General features: G+C 71.2%; 14 protein-coding genes. 13 read left to right on the top strand and 1 reads right to left on the bottom strand.

From position 1 onward, the window contains the following. Positions 1–42 precede the first annotated feature (42 nt). From ACFV2J_RS08980 to ACFV2J_RS08955, 6 genes are all read left to right on the top strand, one after another. Positions 43–1248, top strand: a complete 1206-nt coding sequence (locus ACFV2J_RS08980; protein ID WP_385091919.1) for a thiolase family protein — start codon at positions 43–45, stop codon at positions 1246–1248. Further along, a complete protein-coding gene (locus ACFV2J_RS08975; protein WP_385091916.1) occupies positions 1245–1919 on the top strand; it encodes a 3-oxoacid CoA-transferase subunit A in 675 nt (224 codons plus the stop codon). The genes ACFV2J_RS08980 and ACFV2J_RS08975 overlap by 4 nt, the downstream gene beginning before the upstream one ends. Further along, a complete protein-coding gene (locus tag ACFV2J_RS08970) occupies positions 1916–2590 on the top strand; it encodes a 3-oxoacid CoA-transferase subunit B (protein WP_385091913.1) in 675 nt (224 codons plus the stop codon). The genes ACFV2J_RS08975 and ACFV2J_RS08970 overlap by 4 nt, the downstream gene beginning before the upstream one ends. A gap of 317 nt (positions 2591–2907) precedes the next feature. After that, positions 2908–4701: an FAD-dependent oxidoreductase gene (locus tag ACFV2J_RS08965; protein WP_385091910.1), complete on the top strand. Its 1794-nt coding sequence runs from the start codon at positions 2908–2910 to the stop codon at positions 4699–4701. 6 nt (positions 4702–4707) lie between these two features. After that, entirely contained in the window at positions 4708–5763 is a 1056-nt protein-coding gene (locus ACFV2J_RS08960) for a maleylacetate reductase (protein WP_385091907.1), read from the top strand. Next, the gene (locus ACFV2J_RS08955) at positions 5760–6671 is read left to right on the top strand and encodes a dioxygenase (protein ID WP_385091904.1); all 912 of its coding nucleotides are present in this window, start codon (positions 5760–5762) and stop codon (positions 6669–6671) included. Before ACFV2J_RS08960 ends, ACFV2J_RS08955 begins: the two co-directional genes overlap by 4 nt. 103 nt (positions 6672–6774) lie before the next feature. Here ACFV2J_RS08955 and ACFV2J_RS08950 read toward each other — a convergent pair whose 3' ends face one another. Then, complete coding sequence (locus ACFV2J_RS08950; RefSeq protein ID WP_385088512.1) at positions 6775–7716, bottom strand: helix-turn-helix domain-containing protein; 942 nt, start codon at positions 7714–7716, stop codon at positions 6775–6777. Between the two features lie 163 nt (positions 7717–7879). Between ACFV2J_RS08950 and pcaC the strand changes: the two genes are divergently transcribed. The 7 genes from pcaC (at position 7880) to ACFV2J_RS08915 (ending at position 13741) form a co-directional block, all read left to right on the top strand. After that, positions 7880–9178 (top strand): 4-carboxymuconolactone decarboxylase, encoded by a 1299-nt coding sequence (gene pcaC, locus ACFV2J_RS08945; RefSeq protein ID WP_385088510.1) that lies wholly within the window; start codon positions 7880–7882, stop codon positions 9176–9178. A gap of 64 nt (positions 9179–9242) precedes the next feature. Further along, positions 9243–9878: an MBL fold metallo-hydrolase gene (locus ACFV2J_RS08940; RefSeq protein ID WP_385088508.1), complete on the top strand. Its 636-nt coding sequence runs from the start codon at positions 9243–9245 to the stop codon at positions 9876–9878. Positions 9879–9951: 73 nt separating this feature from the next. Further along, complete coding sequence (locus ACFV2J_RS08935; protein WP_385088506.1) at positions 9952–10731, top strand: exodeoxyribonuclease III; 780 nt, start codon at positions 9952–9954, stop codon at positions 10729–10731. A 76-nt stretch (positions 10732–10807) separates the two neighbouring features. After that, positions 10808–11248: a DUF6278 family protein gene (locus ACFV2J_RS08930; protein WP_168530852.1), complete on the top strand. Its 441-nt coding sequence runs from the start codon at positions 10808–10810 to the stop codon at positions 11246–11248. 158 nt (positions 11249–11406) lie between these two features. Continuing rightward, positions 11407–12150, top strand: a complete 744-nt coding sequence (locus ACFV2J_RS08925) for an amino acid ABC transporter ATP-binding protein (protein WP_385088504.1) — start codon at positions 11407–11409, stop codon at positions 12148–12150. A gap of 17 nt (positions 12151–12167) precedes the next feature. Next, a complete protein-coding gene (locus tag ACFV2J_RS08920; RefSeq protein ID WP_385088502.1) occupies positions 12168–13085 on the top strand; it encodes a glutamate ABC transporter substrate-binding protein in 918 nt (305 codons plus the stop codon). An 11-nt stretch (positions 13086–13096) separates the two neighbouring features. Next, positions 13097–13741: an amino acid ABC transporter permease gene (locus ACFV2J_RS08915; protein WP_385088500.1), complete on the top strand. Its 645-nt coding sequence runs from the start codon at positions 13097–13099 to the stop codon at positions 13739–13741. The last annotated feature ends 38 nt before the right edge of the window (positions 13742–13779 follow it).

The raw sequence follows: 13779 nt of genomic DNA, 5'->3' as shown, positions 1-13779 counted from the left end.
GTGTCTTGGACGTGATGAAGCGGACGACCCTACCGTGAGGGCGTGAGCGAAAGTTACGTGTACGCAGCGACAAGAACGCCCTTCGGACGGTTCTCCGGCGCTCTCGCCGGCATCCGGCCCGACGACCTCGCGGCGCTCGCCGTGAACGGGGTCCTGGCCAAGGTGCCGGAGCTCGATCCGAGCGGTATCGACGACGTCGTCTGGGGAAACGCCAACGGCGCGGGCGAGGACAACCGCAACGTCGGCCGGATGGCCGTACTCCTGGCCGGACTGCCCACCTCGGTTCCCGCCACGACCGTCAACCGGCTGTGCGGCTCCTCCCTGGACGCGGCGATCATGGCCTCCCGTGCCATCGAGACCGGTGACGCAGACATCGTGCTCACCGGCGGTGTGGAATCGATGACCCGGGCTCCGTGGGTGCTGCCCAAGCCCGAGCGCGGCTATCCCGTCGGCGACGTGACCGCCGTGTCCACCGCTGTCGGCTGGCGGCTGGTCAACGAGCGCATGCCGAAGGAGTGGACGGTCTCCCTGGGCGAGGCCAACGAGCAGCTGGCCGACCGTTTCGGCATCCCGCGCGGGCGGCAGGACGAGTTCGCCGTCCGCTCGCACAACCTCGCCGACGCCGCCTGGGAGGCGGGCTTCTACGACGACCTGGTGACGCCGGTCGCGACCGACGGCAAGGGCGGCACGCTCGCCCGGGACGAGGGCATCAGGCCCGGGTCCACGATCGACAAGCTCGCCGCTCTCAAGCCGGCCTTCCGCCCCGACGGTGCGATCACGGCGGGCAATTCCTCGCCGTTGAACGACGGCGCCTCCGCCGTGCTGCTCGGCTCAGGGGCCGCCGCCGCGCGTATCGGCGTCGATCCGCTGGCCCGCGTCGCCGGGCGCGGGGTGTTCGCACTGGAGCCGCAGATGTTCGGCTTCGCGCCGGTGGAGGCGGCGGCCCGGGCCCTGCGGAGCGCCGGCATCACCTGGGCGGACGTCTCCGCGGTCGAACTCAACGAGGCGTTCGCGGTGCAGGCGCTGGCCTGCGTGGACGCCTGGGGGATCGACCCCGCGATCGTCAACACCAAGGGCGGGGCGATCGCGATCGGCCATCCGCTGGGCGCCTCCGGCGGCAGGCTCCTGGGGACGCTGGCCCACCGGCTGAAGGAGTCCGGCGGGCGATGGGGCGTCGCGGCGATCTGCATCGGTGTCGGCCAGGCGCTCGCCGTCGTGCTGGAGAACGTCACGGAGACCGGACGATGACCATACGGCTGTGTGCCCATGCCGACGAGGCCGTCGACGGGATCGAGGACGGCTCGACGGTGCTCGTCGGCGGCTTCGGGATGGCCGGGATGCCGGTCGCTCTGATCGACGCGCTCATCCGCCAGGGCGCGAAGGACCTGACGGTCGTGTCCAACAACGCAGGCAACGGCGACACCGGGCTGGCCGCGCTGCTGGCGACGGGCCGCGTCCGCAAGGTCGTCTGCTCCTTCCCCCGGCAGTCCGACTCGTACGTCTTCGACGGCCTCTACCGGGCCGGCAGGATCGAGCTGGAAGTGGTGCCGCAGGGCAACCTCGCGGAGCGCATCAGGGCGGCCGGTGCCGGCATCGGTGCCTTCTTCTGCCCCACCGGAGCCGGGACCCTGCTGGCCGAAGGCAAGGAGACCCGCGTCATCGACGGCCGCACCCACGTCCTGGAGTACCCGATCAAGGGCGACGTCGCGTTGATCGGCGCCCACCGGTCCGATCGCATGGGCAACCTCGTCTACCGCAAGACCGCCCGCAACTTCGGGCCCGTCATGGCCACCGCCGCGACCACCGTGATCGCACAGGTCCGCGAGATCGTCGACACCGGCATGATCGACCCCGAGGCCGTGGTGACGCCGAGCATCTATGTCGACCGCGTGGTACAGGTACAGGAGGCGACCGCATGACCCCGATCCGACGCGGGACGGACAGCGGGCGCGGCCCGCTGGACAAGTCCGGCATCGCCGCCCTGGTGGCCCGCGACATTCCGCACGGCGCCTTCGTCAACCTCGGCATCGGTCAGCCGACGCTCGTCGCCGACCACCTGCCGGCCGACTCCGGCGTGGTGCTCCACACCGAGAACGGCATGCTCAACATGGGGCCCGCCGCCCGGGGCGACGAGATCGACCACGATCTCACCAACGCCGGCAAGGTCCCCGTGACCGAACCGCCCGGAGCGGCCTACTTCCACCACGCCGACTCCTTCGCGATGATGCGCGGCGGCCACCTGGACATCTGCGTCCTGGGCGCCTTCCAGGTCTCCGCGGCCGGGGACCTCGCGAACTGGCACACCGGCGCACCCGACGCCATCCCCGCCGTCGGCGGAGCCATGGACCTGGCGATCGGCGCCAAGAAGGTCTTCGTCATGATGACGCTGTTCGCGAAGGACGGCGCCCCCAAGCTGGTTCCGCGGTGCACCTACCCGCTGACCGGGCTGGGCTGCGTCGACCGCGTCTACACCGACGTCGCGGTCTTCGACATCACCCCGGCGGGCGTCTCGGTGCGCGAGACCTTCGGCATCGGCGTCGACGAGCTCGCGGGCCGCCTCGAACTGCCGCTCCTGCCCACCTCGGCCTGACCCCTCGTCAAAAGCCCGGCGGTGCACGGCCGTCGGGTCGTATCCGCGTGTCCCGGGCGGTCGTCACCGGCCGGTGATCCGGGCCGGAACGCACCGCCCCCGCCGGCCCCCACGACAGGCCCGGGTGCGGGGGAGGCGAGGCCGGCACGGTCCTCGCCGGGCCGTGTCCGGCGCGTCCCGCGGCCGCCGTCCTTCCCGAATCCGCCACTCCTTGGCGTTCCCGCCGACATCGCCTCACGCCATTCCGTGGCCGCCCACCCGGTTCCACACTGACGTCTCCGGCAATGACGCCGGATTCACGAAAGGCGATCACGAACATGCCGGAATTCAACGACGGGACCCCAGAGACAGAACCGCCCTCCGACTCCGTTGTGACCACCGAGGTCGTCGTCGTGGGATCCGGGCCGGCCGGCGCCAGCGCCGCGCTGCTGCTGGCGACCCTGGGCATCGACACCATCATGATCACCAAGTACCGGTGGACCGCGAACACGCCCCGCGCGCACATCACCAACCAGCGCGCCATGGAGGTCTTCCGCGACCTCGGTGTCGAGTCCCAGGTCCTCGCGGACGCCACCGAGCACGGCCTGGTCGGCGACACCGTGTTCTGCACGAGCATCACCGGGGAGGAGATCGGCCGCATCCACACCTGGGGGACCCGCCCCGACCGTGAGGCCGACTACCGGCTCGCGTCCCCCTGCCTGACCGTGGACATCCCCCAGACCTACCTGGAACCGATCCTGGTACGGAACGCGGCACAGCGCGGCGCCCACACACGGTTCTCCACCGAGTACCTCTCCCACACCCAGGACGCCGACGGCGTCACCGTCGAGGTCCTCGACCGGCTGACCGGCGCGCGGTACAGCATCCGCGCCAAGTACCTGATCGGCGCCGACGGTGCCCGCTCGAAGGTGGCCGCCGACATCGGTCTGCCGTTCGAGGGCGCGATGGACGTCGCCGGATCGATGAACATCACCTTCAAGGCGGACATCTCCCCGTACGTGTCCCACCGGCCCTCGGTCCTGTACTGGGTCGTACAGCCGGGGTCGAACGTGGGCGGCATCGGCGCGGGTCTGGTCCGCATGATCCGCCCCTGGAACGAGTGGCTGATCGTGTGGGGTTACGACATCGCGGAGGAGCCCCCCGTCGTCGACGAGCCGGCGGCGATCCAGATCGTACGGAACCTCCTCGGCATGCCGGACCTGGACGTCGAGATCACGGGCACCAGCCTCTGGGGCAACAACGAGATGTACGCGAGCCGCCTGCACCTCGGGCGGGTGTTCTGCGCCGGCGACGCCGTGCACCGGCACCCGCCGAGCAACGGCCTGGGCTCCAACACGTCGGTCCAGGACGCCTACAACCTCGCCTGGAAACTGGCCGCCGTGCTCAGGGGCCAGGCCGCTCCGGCACTGCTGGACACCTACACCGACGAACGCGCCCCCGTCGCGGAACGCATCGTGAAGCGGGCCAACCGCTCCAGCCGGGAGTTCGTGGACATATTCGAAGCCCTCGGCGTCCTGGACGCGCGGACCGAGGCGGACATGGCAGCCGCGATCGAGGAACGCAAGGACAACACCCCCGCGGGCGCCGCCAAACGGGCCGCGCTCGTACGGGCCATGGACCTGAAGAACTACGAGTTCAACGCGCACGGCGTCGAACTGGGCCAGTTCTACGCCTCCTCGGCCGTCCTGTCCGACGGCTCCGCTCTCCCCGCCCCCACCCGGGACACGGACCTCTACTACGAGATGTCCACGGTTCCCGGCTCCCACCTGCCGCACGCCTGGGTCGGCGACAGCAGCCGGCGCCTCGCGCTGATGGACCTGGCGCCCTACACCCGGTGGACACTGCTCACCGGTATCGCCGGCGAGGCGTGGGCACGGGCGGGCGAGAAGATCGCCCAGGAACTCGGCGTCCCACTCGAGACGGTCGTCATCGGCCCGGGCCGCGAGGTCACCGACCTGTACTACGACTGGGCCAAGCTGCGCGAGGTCGAGGAGAGCGGAGTGCTGCTGGTGCGTCCGGACAAGCACATCGCGTGGCGTTCCATGACGCTGCCCGAAGACCCCGAGGGCCGGCTGCGACAGGCCCTGCTCTCCATCCTGGGAAGGGACTGAGCCACGATGCGTTTCCTCCACGACACCCTGCCGCAAAGGGTGCGCTTCGCCTCCGGTGAGGCGGCGGAGAGCCTCGCGGACGAGATCGACTTCCTCGGCGCGCGCCGCGTGATGGTGATCGCCGGCGCGGGTGAGGGCGAGATCGCCGAGCGCGTCACGGACGGCCTGCCCGTCGTCCACCGGCACGACGACGTCGTGATGCACGTCCCCGTCGAGGTCGCCGAACGGGCCCGTGCGGCAGCCGCCGCGCACGACGCCGACGTCCTGGTCAGCGTCGGCGGAGGCTCGACCACCGGCCTGGCCAAGGCGGTCGCGCTGACCACCGGGCTGCCGATCGTCGCCGTTCCCACCACCTACGCCGGTTCCGAGGCCACCCCCGTCTGGGGACTGACCGAGGGCTCCGCCAAGACCACCGGCACCGACCGCAGGGTCCTGCCGCGCGTGATCGTCTACGACGCCGCGCTGACGCTGACCCTGCCCGCCGCCCTGAGCGCCGCCTCCGGCCTGAACGCCGTGGCGCACTGCGTCGACTCGTTGTGGGCCCCCCGGGCCGACCCCATCAACCAGGCCCTCGCGGCGGAGGGCGTCCGGGCGCTCCGCACCGGACTGCCGCTGGTCGTCGAGGAACCCGGCGCACTGCCGGGCCGTGAGCAGGCGCTCTACGGCGCGTACCTGTCCGCCCTCGCCTTCGCGTCCGCCGGATCGGGGCTCCACCACAAGATCTGCCACGTGCTGGGGGGCATGTTCAACCTCCCGCACGCCGCCACCCACGCCGTCGTCCTCCCGCACGTCCTCGCCTTCAACGGGACCGCCGCGCCCGAGGCCGAGAAGCGCCTCGCCGAGGCCTTCGGCGCACCCACCGCCCGGGAGGGCCTCGCCCGGCTGCGCGACCGGCTCGACGCACCGCGCTCGCTCCGCGACCTCGGCATGCCGTCCGGCGGCATCGCCGCCGCGGCCGAGGCCGTGGTCGCCGCCGCCCCGGCCGGCAACCCGAGCCCTGTCACCCTGCCGGCGATCACCGACCTGCTCCGCACGGCCTGGGAAGGAGCCGAACCGCGATGACCCACACCCCCGACACCACCGAAGACGCCCCCGGCGACAAGCAGCGGGACATCGAGGCCGAGGTCACACGCCGAGTCCTGGAGTCCTTCGCCGACTGCACCGATCCGCGGCTGCGGCAGGTGCTGGAGTCCCTCGTCCAGCACCTGCACGCGTTCGTCCGGGACGTCCGGCTCACCGAGAAGGAATGGGACCTGGGCATCGACTTCCTCACCCGCACCGGTCACATCACCGACGACCGGCGCCAGGAGTTCATCCTCCTGTCGGACGTCCTCGGCGTCTCGATGCAGACCGTCGCCGTCAACAACGAGGCCTACGGCGAGGCGACGGAAGCCACCGTGTTCGGACCGTTCTTCGTCGAGGACAGTCCCGGCATCGAGCCGGGGGGCGACATGGCCTTCGGCGCCGTGGGCGAACCGTGCTGGGTCGAGGGCACCGTGACCGACACCGCCGGCACCCCGGTCCCCGGCGCGCGCGTCGAGGTGTGGGAAGCGGACGAGGACGGCTTCTACGACACCCAGTACGACGACGACCGCACCGCCGCGCGAGCCCACCTGTTCACCGACACCGACGGCCGCTACCGCTTCTGGGGGCTGACCCCCACCCCGTACGCCATCCCGCACGACGGTCCGGTCGGGCAGCTCCTGGCGGCCACCGGCCGGTCACCCATGCGCGCCTCGCACCTCCACTTCATGGTCAGCGCCCCCGCGCTGCGCACCCTCGTCACCCACATCTTCGTCCGCGGAGACGAACACCTCGACGGCGACGCCGTCTTCGGCGTGAAGGAGTCCCTCGTCAAGGACTTCCACCCCCAGGGACCGGGCAGCCCGACCCCGGACGGACGTGACCTCGGTGACCGGGCCTGGTCCCGGGTGCGGTTCGACATCGTGCTCGCCCCCGACGGCACCTGACCGCCGCCCCCCGACCGCACCTGGACGTCCCGGACGGCCGCGGGGCCCGGGCGGAGCGCGCCGACCGGCCGCCGGCATCCGCGCCGGCGGCCGGGTCCCGTGTTCACCGCCCGACGCGTCCCCCACGCAGGACCTCGGCGGCGCCCACGCCGTGCCGCTCCTTGAACCGGTGCGAGAAGTAGGAGGCCGACCCGAAACCGCAGGCCGCTCCCGCCTCGGCGACGCTCCCGGCCCGGCCCGCCGCGAGCATCGCGCGGGCGCGGTCGAGACGGCGGCCGATGAGGTACTGCGGAAGGCTTTCACCGCCGTGCGCGAACACGCGGGACAGATGCCGTTCGCTGACCCCGATACCCCGGGCGACCTGCGCCGCGGAGAGTCCGGGCTCCGTCAGATGCTCGTCGATGTAGGCCCGGGCCGTCGCGAGGTGCACGGCCGCCGTGGTCGGTGGGCGGCCCGACACCACGCTGCCGAGCAGCTCCAGCACGATGTCCTCCTCCACCGCCTCCGCGGACTTCGGCAGCACCGCCCGGTCGACCATCCGGGCCAGAGCCCTTGCCTGCGCGGCCCCTTCGTCGACGTCGAAGACCATGGGCCGGGACAGCGGAGGGCCGCCGAGCTCCTGCCAGACCGACCGCGGCACCTTCACCGCGAGCTCCTCCAGCCCCTGCGAGAAACCCCGTATGAAGGGCCGGTCCGCGTCGCAGACGATCAGCTGCCCCGGGTGCAGCACCCGCACTCCGTCGTCGTGGTAGAAGAAGGCGTCCCCGGCGAGCGCGAAGTAGCACGCGATCGCCTCGGACGGCAGGTCCCGGACCACCGACCGGGTCCGTTCCACGACATGGGGACTGCCCGCCACACGGGCCAGGTGGACGTGCGGCAGCTGGAGGTTGATCTCGGTCGCCTCGAGCGCGTCGTCACGCAGCGAGCGGCAGTGCACACCGATGAGGGACGCCGCGTTGTGCGCCTCCCACAGGGCGACACGCTGGCCCTCCGGGAGACCGACCGTGCTGAAGCGAACAGGGCCGGTTCCCATCCCGCTTGTCATCCCCCCAGGGTAACGGCGTTCCCCGCCGAGGCCCGGGGCCGTCAGGAGGGGGGCGTGAAGCCCGGCGTGGAGGAGCTGCGAGGGGGCGCGAAGGTGTGGGGAGGTTTGGCGGGCGTCCCGAACCCCCGGCATGAGAAAATGTGGGATGTGGGAACGTGAACGGGTGAGCACGACGACGCCTGAACACCTGCAATACCGCTTTGACGGACCGGAGGACGCCCCGGTCCTCATCCTCGGCCCCTCGCTCGGCACCACCTGGCACATGTGGGACCGACAGGTCCCGGAGCTGGCGAAGAACTGGCGGATCTTCCGGTTCGACCTGCCGGGCCACGGCGGGGCGCCCGCCTACCCGGCCGGTTCGTTCGCCGAACTCGCGGGGCGGCTGCTCGCCACACTCGACGCGCTCGGGGTGCACCGCTTCGGCTACGCGGGCTGCGCGTTCAGCGGGGCCCTCGGGATCGAACTGGCCCTGCGCCACCCGGAGCGGATCGCCTCCCTCGCGGTGATCGCCGCGTCCCCCCGCTTCGGATCCGCCGACGAGTTCCGCCAGCGCGGGGTGATCGTGCGGACCAACGGACTCGACCCGATCGCGCGCACCTCGCCGGAACGCTGGTTCACGGCCGGGTTCGCCGCGGCCCAGCCGGCCATCACCGAGTGGGCCGTGCAGATGGTGCGCACCACCGACCCCGGCTGCTACATCGCCGCCTGCGAGGCGCTCGCCGCGTTCGACGTACGGGCCGAACTGGGCCGGATCGGCGCCCCCACCCTCGTCCTCGTGGGCTCCGACGACCAGGTCACCGGACCCGCCGAGGCGCGGACCCTGGTCGCCGGCATCCCGGACGCCCGGCTCGCGGTGGTGCCCGGCGCCTCGCACCTGGTCCCGGTGGAGCAGCCCGCGGCCGTCACCGACCTGCTGGTACGGCACTTCTCCACCGCCTGGCAGCCCGCCTACGACTCGTCGACCGGCCAGGTGGCCATCACGGCGGCCCCGGTGAAGCCCGCGCTCGCCTCGCCGCCGCCCCTCGCCCCGGTCGCCGAGATCGCCCCGGCCGTCCTCGCCCAGCCCGACAGCGTGGGCCGGGCCGACCCGTACGACGCGGGGATCAAGGTCCGCCGCGAGGTGCTCGGCGACGCGCACGTGGACCGGGCGCTGGCCTCGGCGGACGCGTTCTCCGCGGACTTCCAGGAGTTCGTCACCCGTTACGCCTGGGGCGAGATCTGGGACCGGCCGGGCCTCGACCGGCGCTCGCGCAGCTGTGTCACGCTCACCGCGCTGGTCGCGGGCGGCCACCTCGACGAGCTCGCGTTCCACACCCGTGCCGCCCTCCGCAACGGCCTGACCCCGGTCGAGATCAAGGAAGTGCTCCTCCAGGCGGCGGTGTACTGCGGTGTCCCGGCCGCGAACAGCGCGTTCAGGGTGGCGCAGGCGGTGATCCGGGAGGAGACCACGCCCCAGGAGTGATCATCCGGGCAGGAGCACCAGGCTGAGCAGGCCCCGGGCCGCCCGGCGGGGGCAGGATGGATCCATGAAGCTCACGAAGAAGTCGCATGCCTGCATCCGCCTGGAGAAGGACGGGCGCGCGCTCGTCATCGACCCGGGCGTCTTCAGCGAGAAGGACGCGGCCGTCGGCGCGGACGCCGTCCTGATCACGCACGAGCACCCCGACCACTTCGACGAGGAGCGGCTGCGGGCCGTTCTGGAGGCCGCCCCCGGGACCGAGGTCTGGACCCTGAAATCGGTCGCGGACCGGCTCACCGCCGCCTTCCCGGGCCGGGTGCACACCGTCGGCCACGGCGACACGTTCACCGCCGCCGGCTTCGACGTCCAGGTGCACGGCGAGCTGCACGCCGTGATCCACCCGGACATCCCGCGCATCACGAACGTCGGCTATCTCGTCGACGGCGGCCGGGTCTTCCACCCGGGCGACGCCCTGACCGTCCCCGACGGGTCGGTCGAGACGCTGATGCTCCCGGTGATGGCCCCGTGGAACAAGATCGCCGAGGTCATCGAGTACGTCCGCGAGGTCAGGCCCCAGCGCGCGTACGACATCCACGACGCGCTGCTGACGGACCTGGCCCGGCCGATCTACGACCACCAGATCGGCGCCCTGGGCGGCGCCGAGCACCTGCGGCTCGCGCCGGGGACGTCGGCGGAGATCTGAGCGCGGGGGCGGGCCCCGGGCCCGAGCGGGCCGCGGGGACCCGTTGTCGTACCCGCCCGGTAGGTTGTCGGGTATGCGCATCGCGACCTGGAACGTGAACTCGATCACCGCCCGCCTCCCGAGGCTGCTGGCCTGGCTGGAGAGCAGCGGCACGGACGTGCTGTGCCTCCAGGAGGCCAAGGTCGCCGCCGAGCAGTTCCCCGTCGACGCGCTGCGCGAGCTGGGCTACGAGGCGGCCGTGCACGCGACCGGCCGGTGGAACGGCGTGGCGGTGCTCTCGCGCGTCGGCCTGGAGGACGTGGTCAGGGGACTGCCGGGCGACCCCGGCTACGAGGGCGTGGAGGAGCCCCGGGCCGTCTCCGCGACCTGCGGCCCGGTCCGCGTCTGGTCGGTGTACGTGCCGAACGGCCGTGAGGTGGACCACCCCCACTACGCGTACAAGCTCCAGTGGTTCGAGGCCCTCAAGGCGGCGGTCGCGGGTGACGCGGCGGGCAGCAGGCCCTTCGCCGTCCTCGGGGACTACAACGTGGCGCCGACGGACGACGACGTCTGGGACATCTCCCTGTTCGACGGCGCCACGCACGTCACCCCGGCCGAGCGCGCCGCCCTGACCTCGCTGCGTGAGACGGGCCTGTCGGACGTGGTCCCCCGCCCCCTCAAGTACGACCACCCGTTCACCTACTGGGACTACCGCCAGCTCGGCTTCCCCAAGAACCGAGGCATGCGCATCGACCTGGTGTACGGCAACGAGGCGTTCTCCAAGGCGGTCGGCGACGCGTACGTCGACCGTGAGGAGCGCAAGGGCAAGGGGGCCTCGGACCACGCGCCGGTCGTGGTGGACCTCGACGTGTGATCCGTCCTCGGGCGGCCGGGTGCGTTCCGGGGCGCGCCTGTGGTGTGCCGGAGGGAGGGAATGACACGCTGGGCGTATGAACATCCCTTTTTTGGGCACCTGGCGCAAGAAGCACGGTCTCGCCTTCGGGGTGGCCGTGTTCACCGAGGGCGACCACGATCCGGCGGGCATCGCCGAACTCCTCGCCGAGTGTGAGCTGCTGCGTTCGCAGGCGCATCAGGCGGGCGTCGAACTCGACGACTCCGCGACCTCTTTGGAGGCGCTGGACCAGTTGCTGCCGCGCTGGCGCGACGACGAGGAGAGCCTGCCCTGGCTCGGTAACGACGCGGGCCTCTACCTCGGTTCGGTCATCGTGCGCACGGTCTCCGGTGCCGCCTGGGAGATCTGGCCCAACGGCCAGCCGGTCGTGCGGCTGACCTCGGGCCGCGAGATCGACGTCGTCGCCTCCGGTCACACCTGGGCGGCCAGCGGTGCCCCCGAGCTGTCCCAGCTGTACGCGGAGGTGTCCGAGGGGTGACCCGGCGGCCCTCGCTCCCGCCCCCAAGTGCCGCGCCGCAAACCTGAAATTTGATAAATACGGCTAATGCCCGAAAAGTGCGTGTCGGGTATTAAGCGCCATCTTGCCCGTATAGCTTTCGGCATCTGCGACACAGCTGAGAGTGGGTAGGGCCGGGCATGGCTGTCGATCCTCTGATCGAACTGCAGGGTGTGAACAAGTACTTCGGCGAGCTGCATGTCCTGCAGGACATCGACCTCACCGTCGCCAAGGGGGAGGTGGTCGTCGTCATCGGCCCGTCGGGGTCGGGCAAGTCGACGCTGTGCCGGACGATCAACCGCCTGGAGACCGTCCAGTCGGGGGCCATCAGGCTGGAGGGCCGGCCGCTGCCGGACGAGGGCAGGGCGCTCGCCGGGCTCCGTGCCGAGGTCGGGATGGTCTTCCAGTCCTTCAACCTCTTCGCGCACAAGACGGTTCTCCAGAACGTCTCGCTGGCCCAGATCAAGGTCCGCCGACGCAAGCGGGAGGACGCGGACCGGCGCTCCCGTGAACTCCTGGACCGGGTCGGCCTCGCCGCGCAGGCCCCCAAGTACCCGGCACAGCTCTCCGGCGGCCAGCAGCAGCGCGTCGCCATCGCCCGCGCCCTCGCCATGGACCCCAAGGCCCTGCTGTTCGACGAACCGACCTCGGCGCTCGACCCGGAGATGATCAACGAGGTCCTGGAGGTCATGCAGCAACTCGCGCGTGACGGCATGACCATGGTCGTCGTCACCCACGAGATGGGCTTCGCGCGCTCCGCCGCCAACCGTGTCGTTTTCATGTCCGACGGCCGCATCGTCGAGGACCGCGCCCCCGAGGAGTTCTTCACCAACCCGCGCAGCGACCGCGCCAAGGACTTCCTCTCCAAGATCCTCAAGCACTGAGCGGGGGAGTGCACCGCATGATCCGTACCACACGTGTGCGCCTCGTCCTGGTGGCGGTCACCGCGCTGCTCGCCACCGTCACCGGCTGCGGCAAGGAGGGCAGCCCGCCCGCCAAGGGACCGGCCGCGGAGAAGCTGCCCACCTACGAAATCGCGAAGGGCTTCGAGCTCCCCGACTCACCCACCTGGGAACGGGCGCGCAGGCGCGGCCACTTGAACGTCGGCGTCAAGGAGGACCAGCCGTACCTGGGAGAGAGGGACCCGGCGACCGGCGCCTACGCCGGCTTCGACATCGAGATCGCCAGGATGATGGCGGCCTCGCTCGGCTTCGACCCGAAGACCGTCAACTTCAGGACGGTCGCCTCGGCCAACCGCGAAACCGCCCTGCAGAACGGCCAGATCGACTACTACGTCGGCACCTACACCATCAACGACCTGCGCAAGAAGCTCGTGGGCTTCGCCGGCCCGTACTACATGGCCGGTCAGTCCCTGCTGGTCCGCAAGGACGAGAACGACATCCACGGACCCCAGGACCTGGCCGGCAGACGTGTCTGCTCGGCGGCCGGTTCGACGCCGTACCAGCGCATCAGGACGGACTACCCGAAGGCCACACTCGTCGCCTACGACACCTACTCGGTCTGCGTCGACAACCTGCTCACCTACCAGGTCGACGCCGTCACCACCGACGACGCGATCCTGATCGGCTACGCGGCGAAGGCCCCCGACGAACTCAAGGTCGTCGGCAAGCCGTTCTCCAAGGAGCCCTACGGCATCGGCGTCCCGCGCGGCGACAACGCGCTGCGCTACGCACTCGACGACGCGCTGGAGGCCCGGGAGAAGAACGGCGACTGGAAGAAGGCGTACGAGGCCACGCTCGGGCTCTCCGGAGTACCCGCGCCCGCCCCGCCCGCCATCGACCGCTACCCGGCGAGCTGAACGAGGCCGACGTGAACGTACTGACAGACAACTTCTCCACCTTCGCCGAGGGATTCCTCGGCACGGTCGAACTCACCGTCTACGCCTCGGTGCTGGCGCTCCTGCTCGGCTTCCTGATGGCCTCCTTCAGGGTCGCGCCGGTCGCCTCCCTGCGGGCCCTCGGCACGGCCTGGGTGACCGTGCTGCGCAACACCCCGCTGACCCTGCTGTTCTTCGCGGTCCTGCTCGGCCTGCCGCGCTTCGGACTCGTGCTGCCCTTCCAGGTGTTCGCGGTCCTGGCACTCGGCTGCTACACCTCGGCGTTCATCTGCGAGGCGCTGCGCGCCGGCATCAACACCGTGCCCAGGGAACAGGGCGAGGCGGCCCGCAGCCTCGGCATGACGTTCCGGCAGACGCTCTCGCTGGTCGTCCTGCCGCAGGCCTTCCGGTCCGTGATCCCGCCGATCGGCTCCACCCTCATCGCGCTCGCCAAGAACTCCGCCATCGCCGGGGCGTTCAGCGTCACCGAACTGCTCGGCACCTACAAGACGCTCAGTGAGCTCGGCTACAACATCGTCTGGACCTTCGTCTGGATCGCCGTCGGGTACCTGATCATCACCCTCGCCATCAGCGCGGTCTTCAATGTTCTCGAAAAGCGCTGGGGAGTCGCCCGATGACCGCCACCGCCCATCAGCCAGCCGCCCCCCGGCCCCCG

The organism is Streptomyces sp. NPDC059668, from assembly GCF_042734135.1.
Classification (GTDB): Bacteria; Actinomycetota; Actinomycetes; order Streptomycetales; family Streptomycetaceae; genus Streptomyces.
Note: the sequence above shows the minus strand (reverse complement) of the source record. Positions and strands in the feature narration are given on the sequence as shown.

Excerpts from the sequence above, each read along its gene's own strand:
- ACFV2J_RS08930 (WP_168530852.1), top strand. The coding sequence starts at position 10,808 with ATGAACATCCCTTTTTTGGGCACCTGGCGCAAGAAGCACGGTCTCGCC.
- ACFV2J_RS08950 (WP_385088512.1), bottom strand. The coding sequence starts at position 7,716 with ATGACAAGCGGGATGGGAACCGGCCCTGTTCGCTTCAGCACGGTCGGT.
- ACFV2J_RS08975 (WP_385091916.1), top strand. The coding sequence starts at position 1,245 with ATGACCATACGGCTGTGTGCCCATGCCGACGAGGCCGTCGACGGGATC.
- ACFV2J_RS08920 (WP_385088502.1), top strand. The coding sequence starts at position 12,168 with ATGATCCGTACCACACGTGTGCGCCTCGTCCTGGTGGCGGTCACCGCG.
- ACFV2J_RS08960 (WP_385091907.1), top strand. The coding sequence starts at position 4,708 with ATGCGTTTCCTCCACGACACCCTGCCGCAAAGGGTGCGCTTCGCCTCC.
- ACFV2J_RS08955 (WP_385091904.1), top strand. The coding sequence starts at position 5,760 with ATGACCCACACCCCCGACACCACCGAAGACGCCCCCGGCGACAAGCAG.
- ACFV2J_RS08965 (WP_385091910.1), top strand. The coding sequence starts at position 2,908 with ATGCCGGAATTCAACGACGGGACCCCAGAGACAGAACCGCCCTCCGAC.
- ACFV2J_RS08935 (WP_385088506.1), top strand. The coding sequence starts at position 9,952 with ATGCGCATCGCGACCTGGAACGTGAACTCGATCACCGCCCGCCTCCCG.
- ACFV2J_RS08940 (WP_385088508.1), top strand. The coding sequence starts at position 9,243 with ATGAAGCTCACGAAGAAGTCGCATGCCTGCATCCGCCTGGAGAAGGAC.
- ACFV2J_RS08970 (WP_385091913.1), top strand. The coding sequence starts at position 1,916 with ATGACCCCGATCCGACGCGGGACGGACAGCGGGCGCGGCCCGCTGGAC.
- ACFV2J_RS08925 (WP_385088504.1), top strand. The coding sequence starts at position 11,407 with ATGGCTGTCGATCCTCTGATCGAACTGCAGGGTGTGAACAAGTACTTC.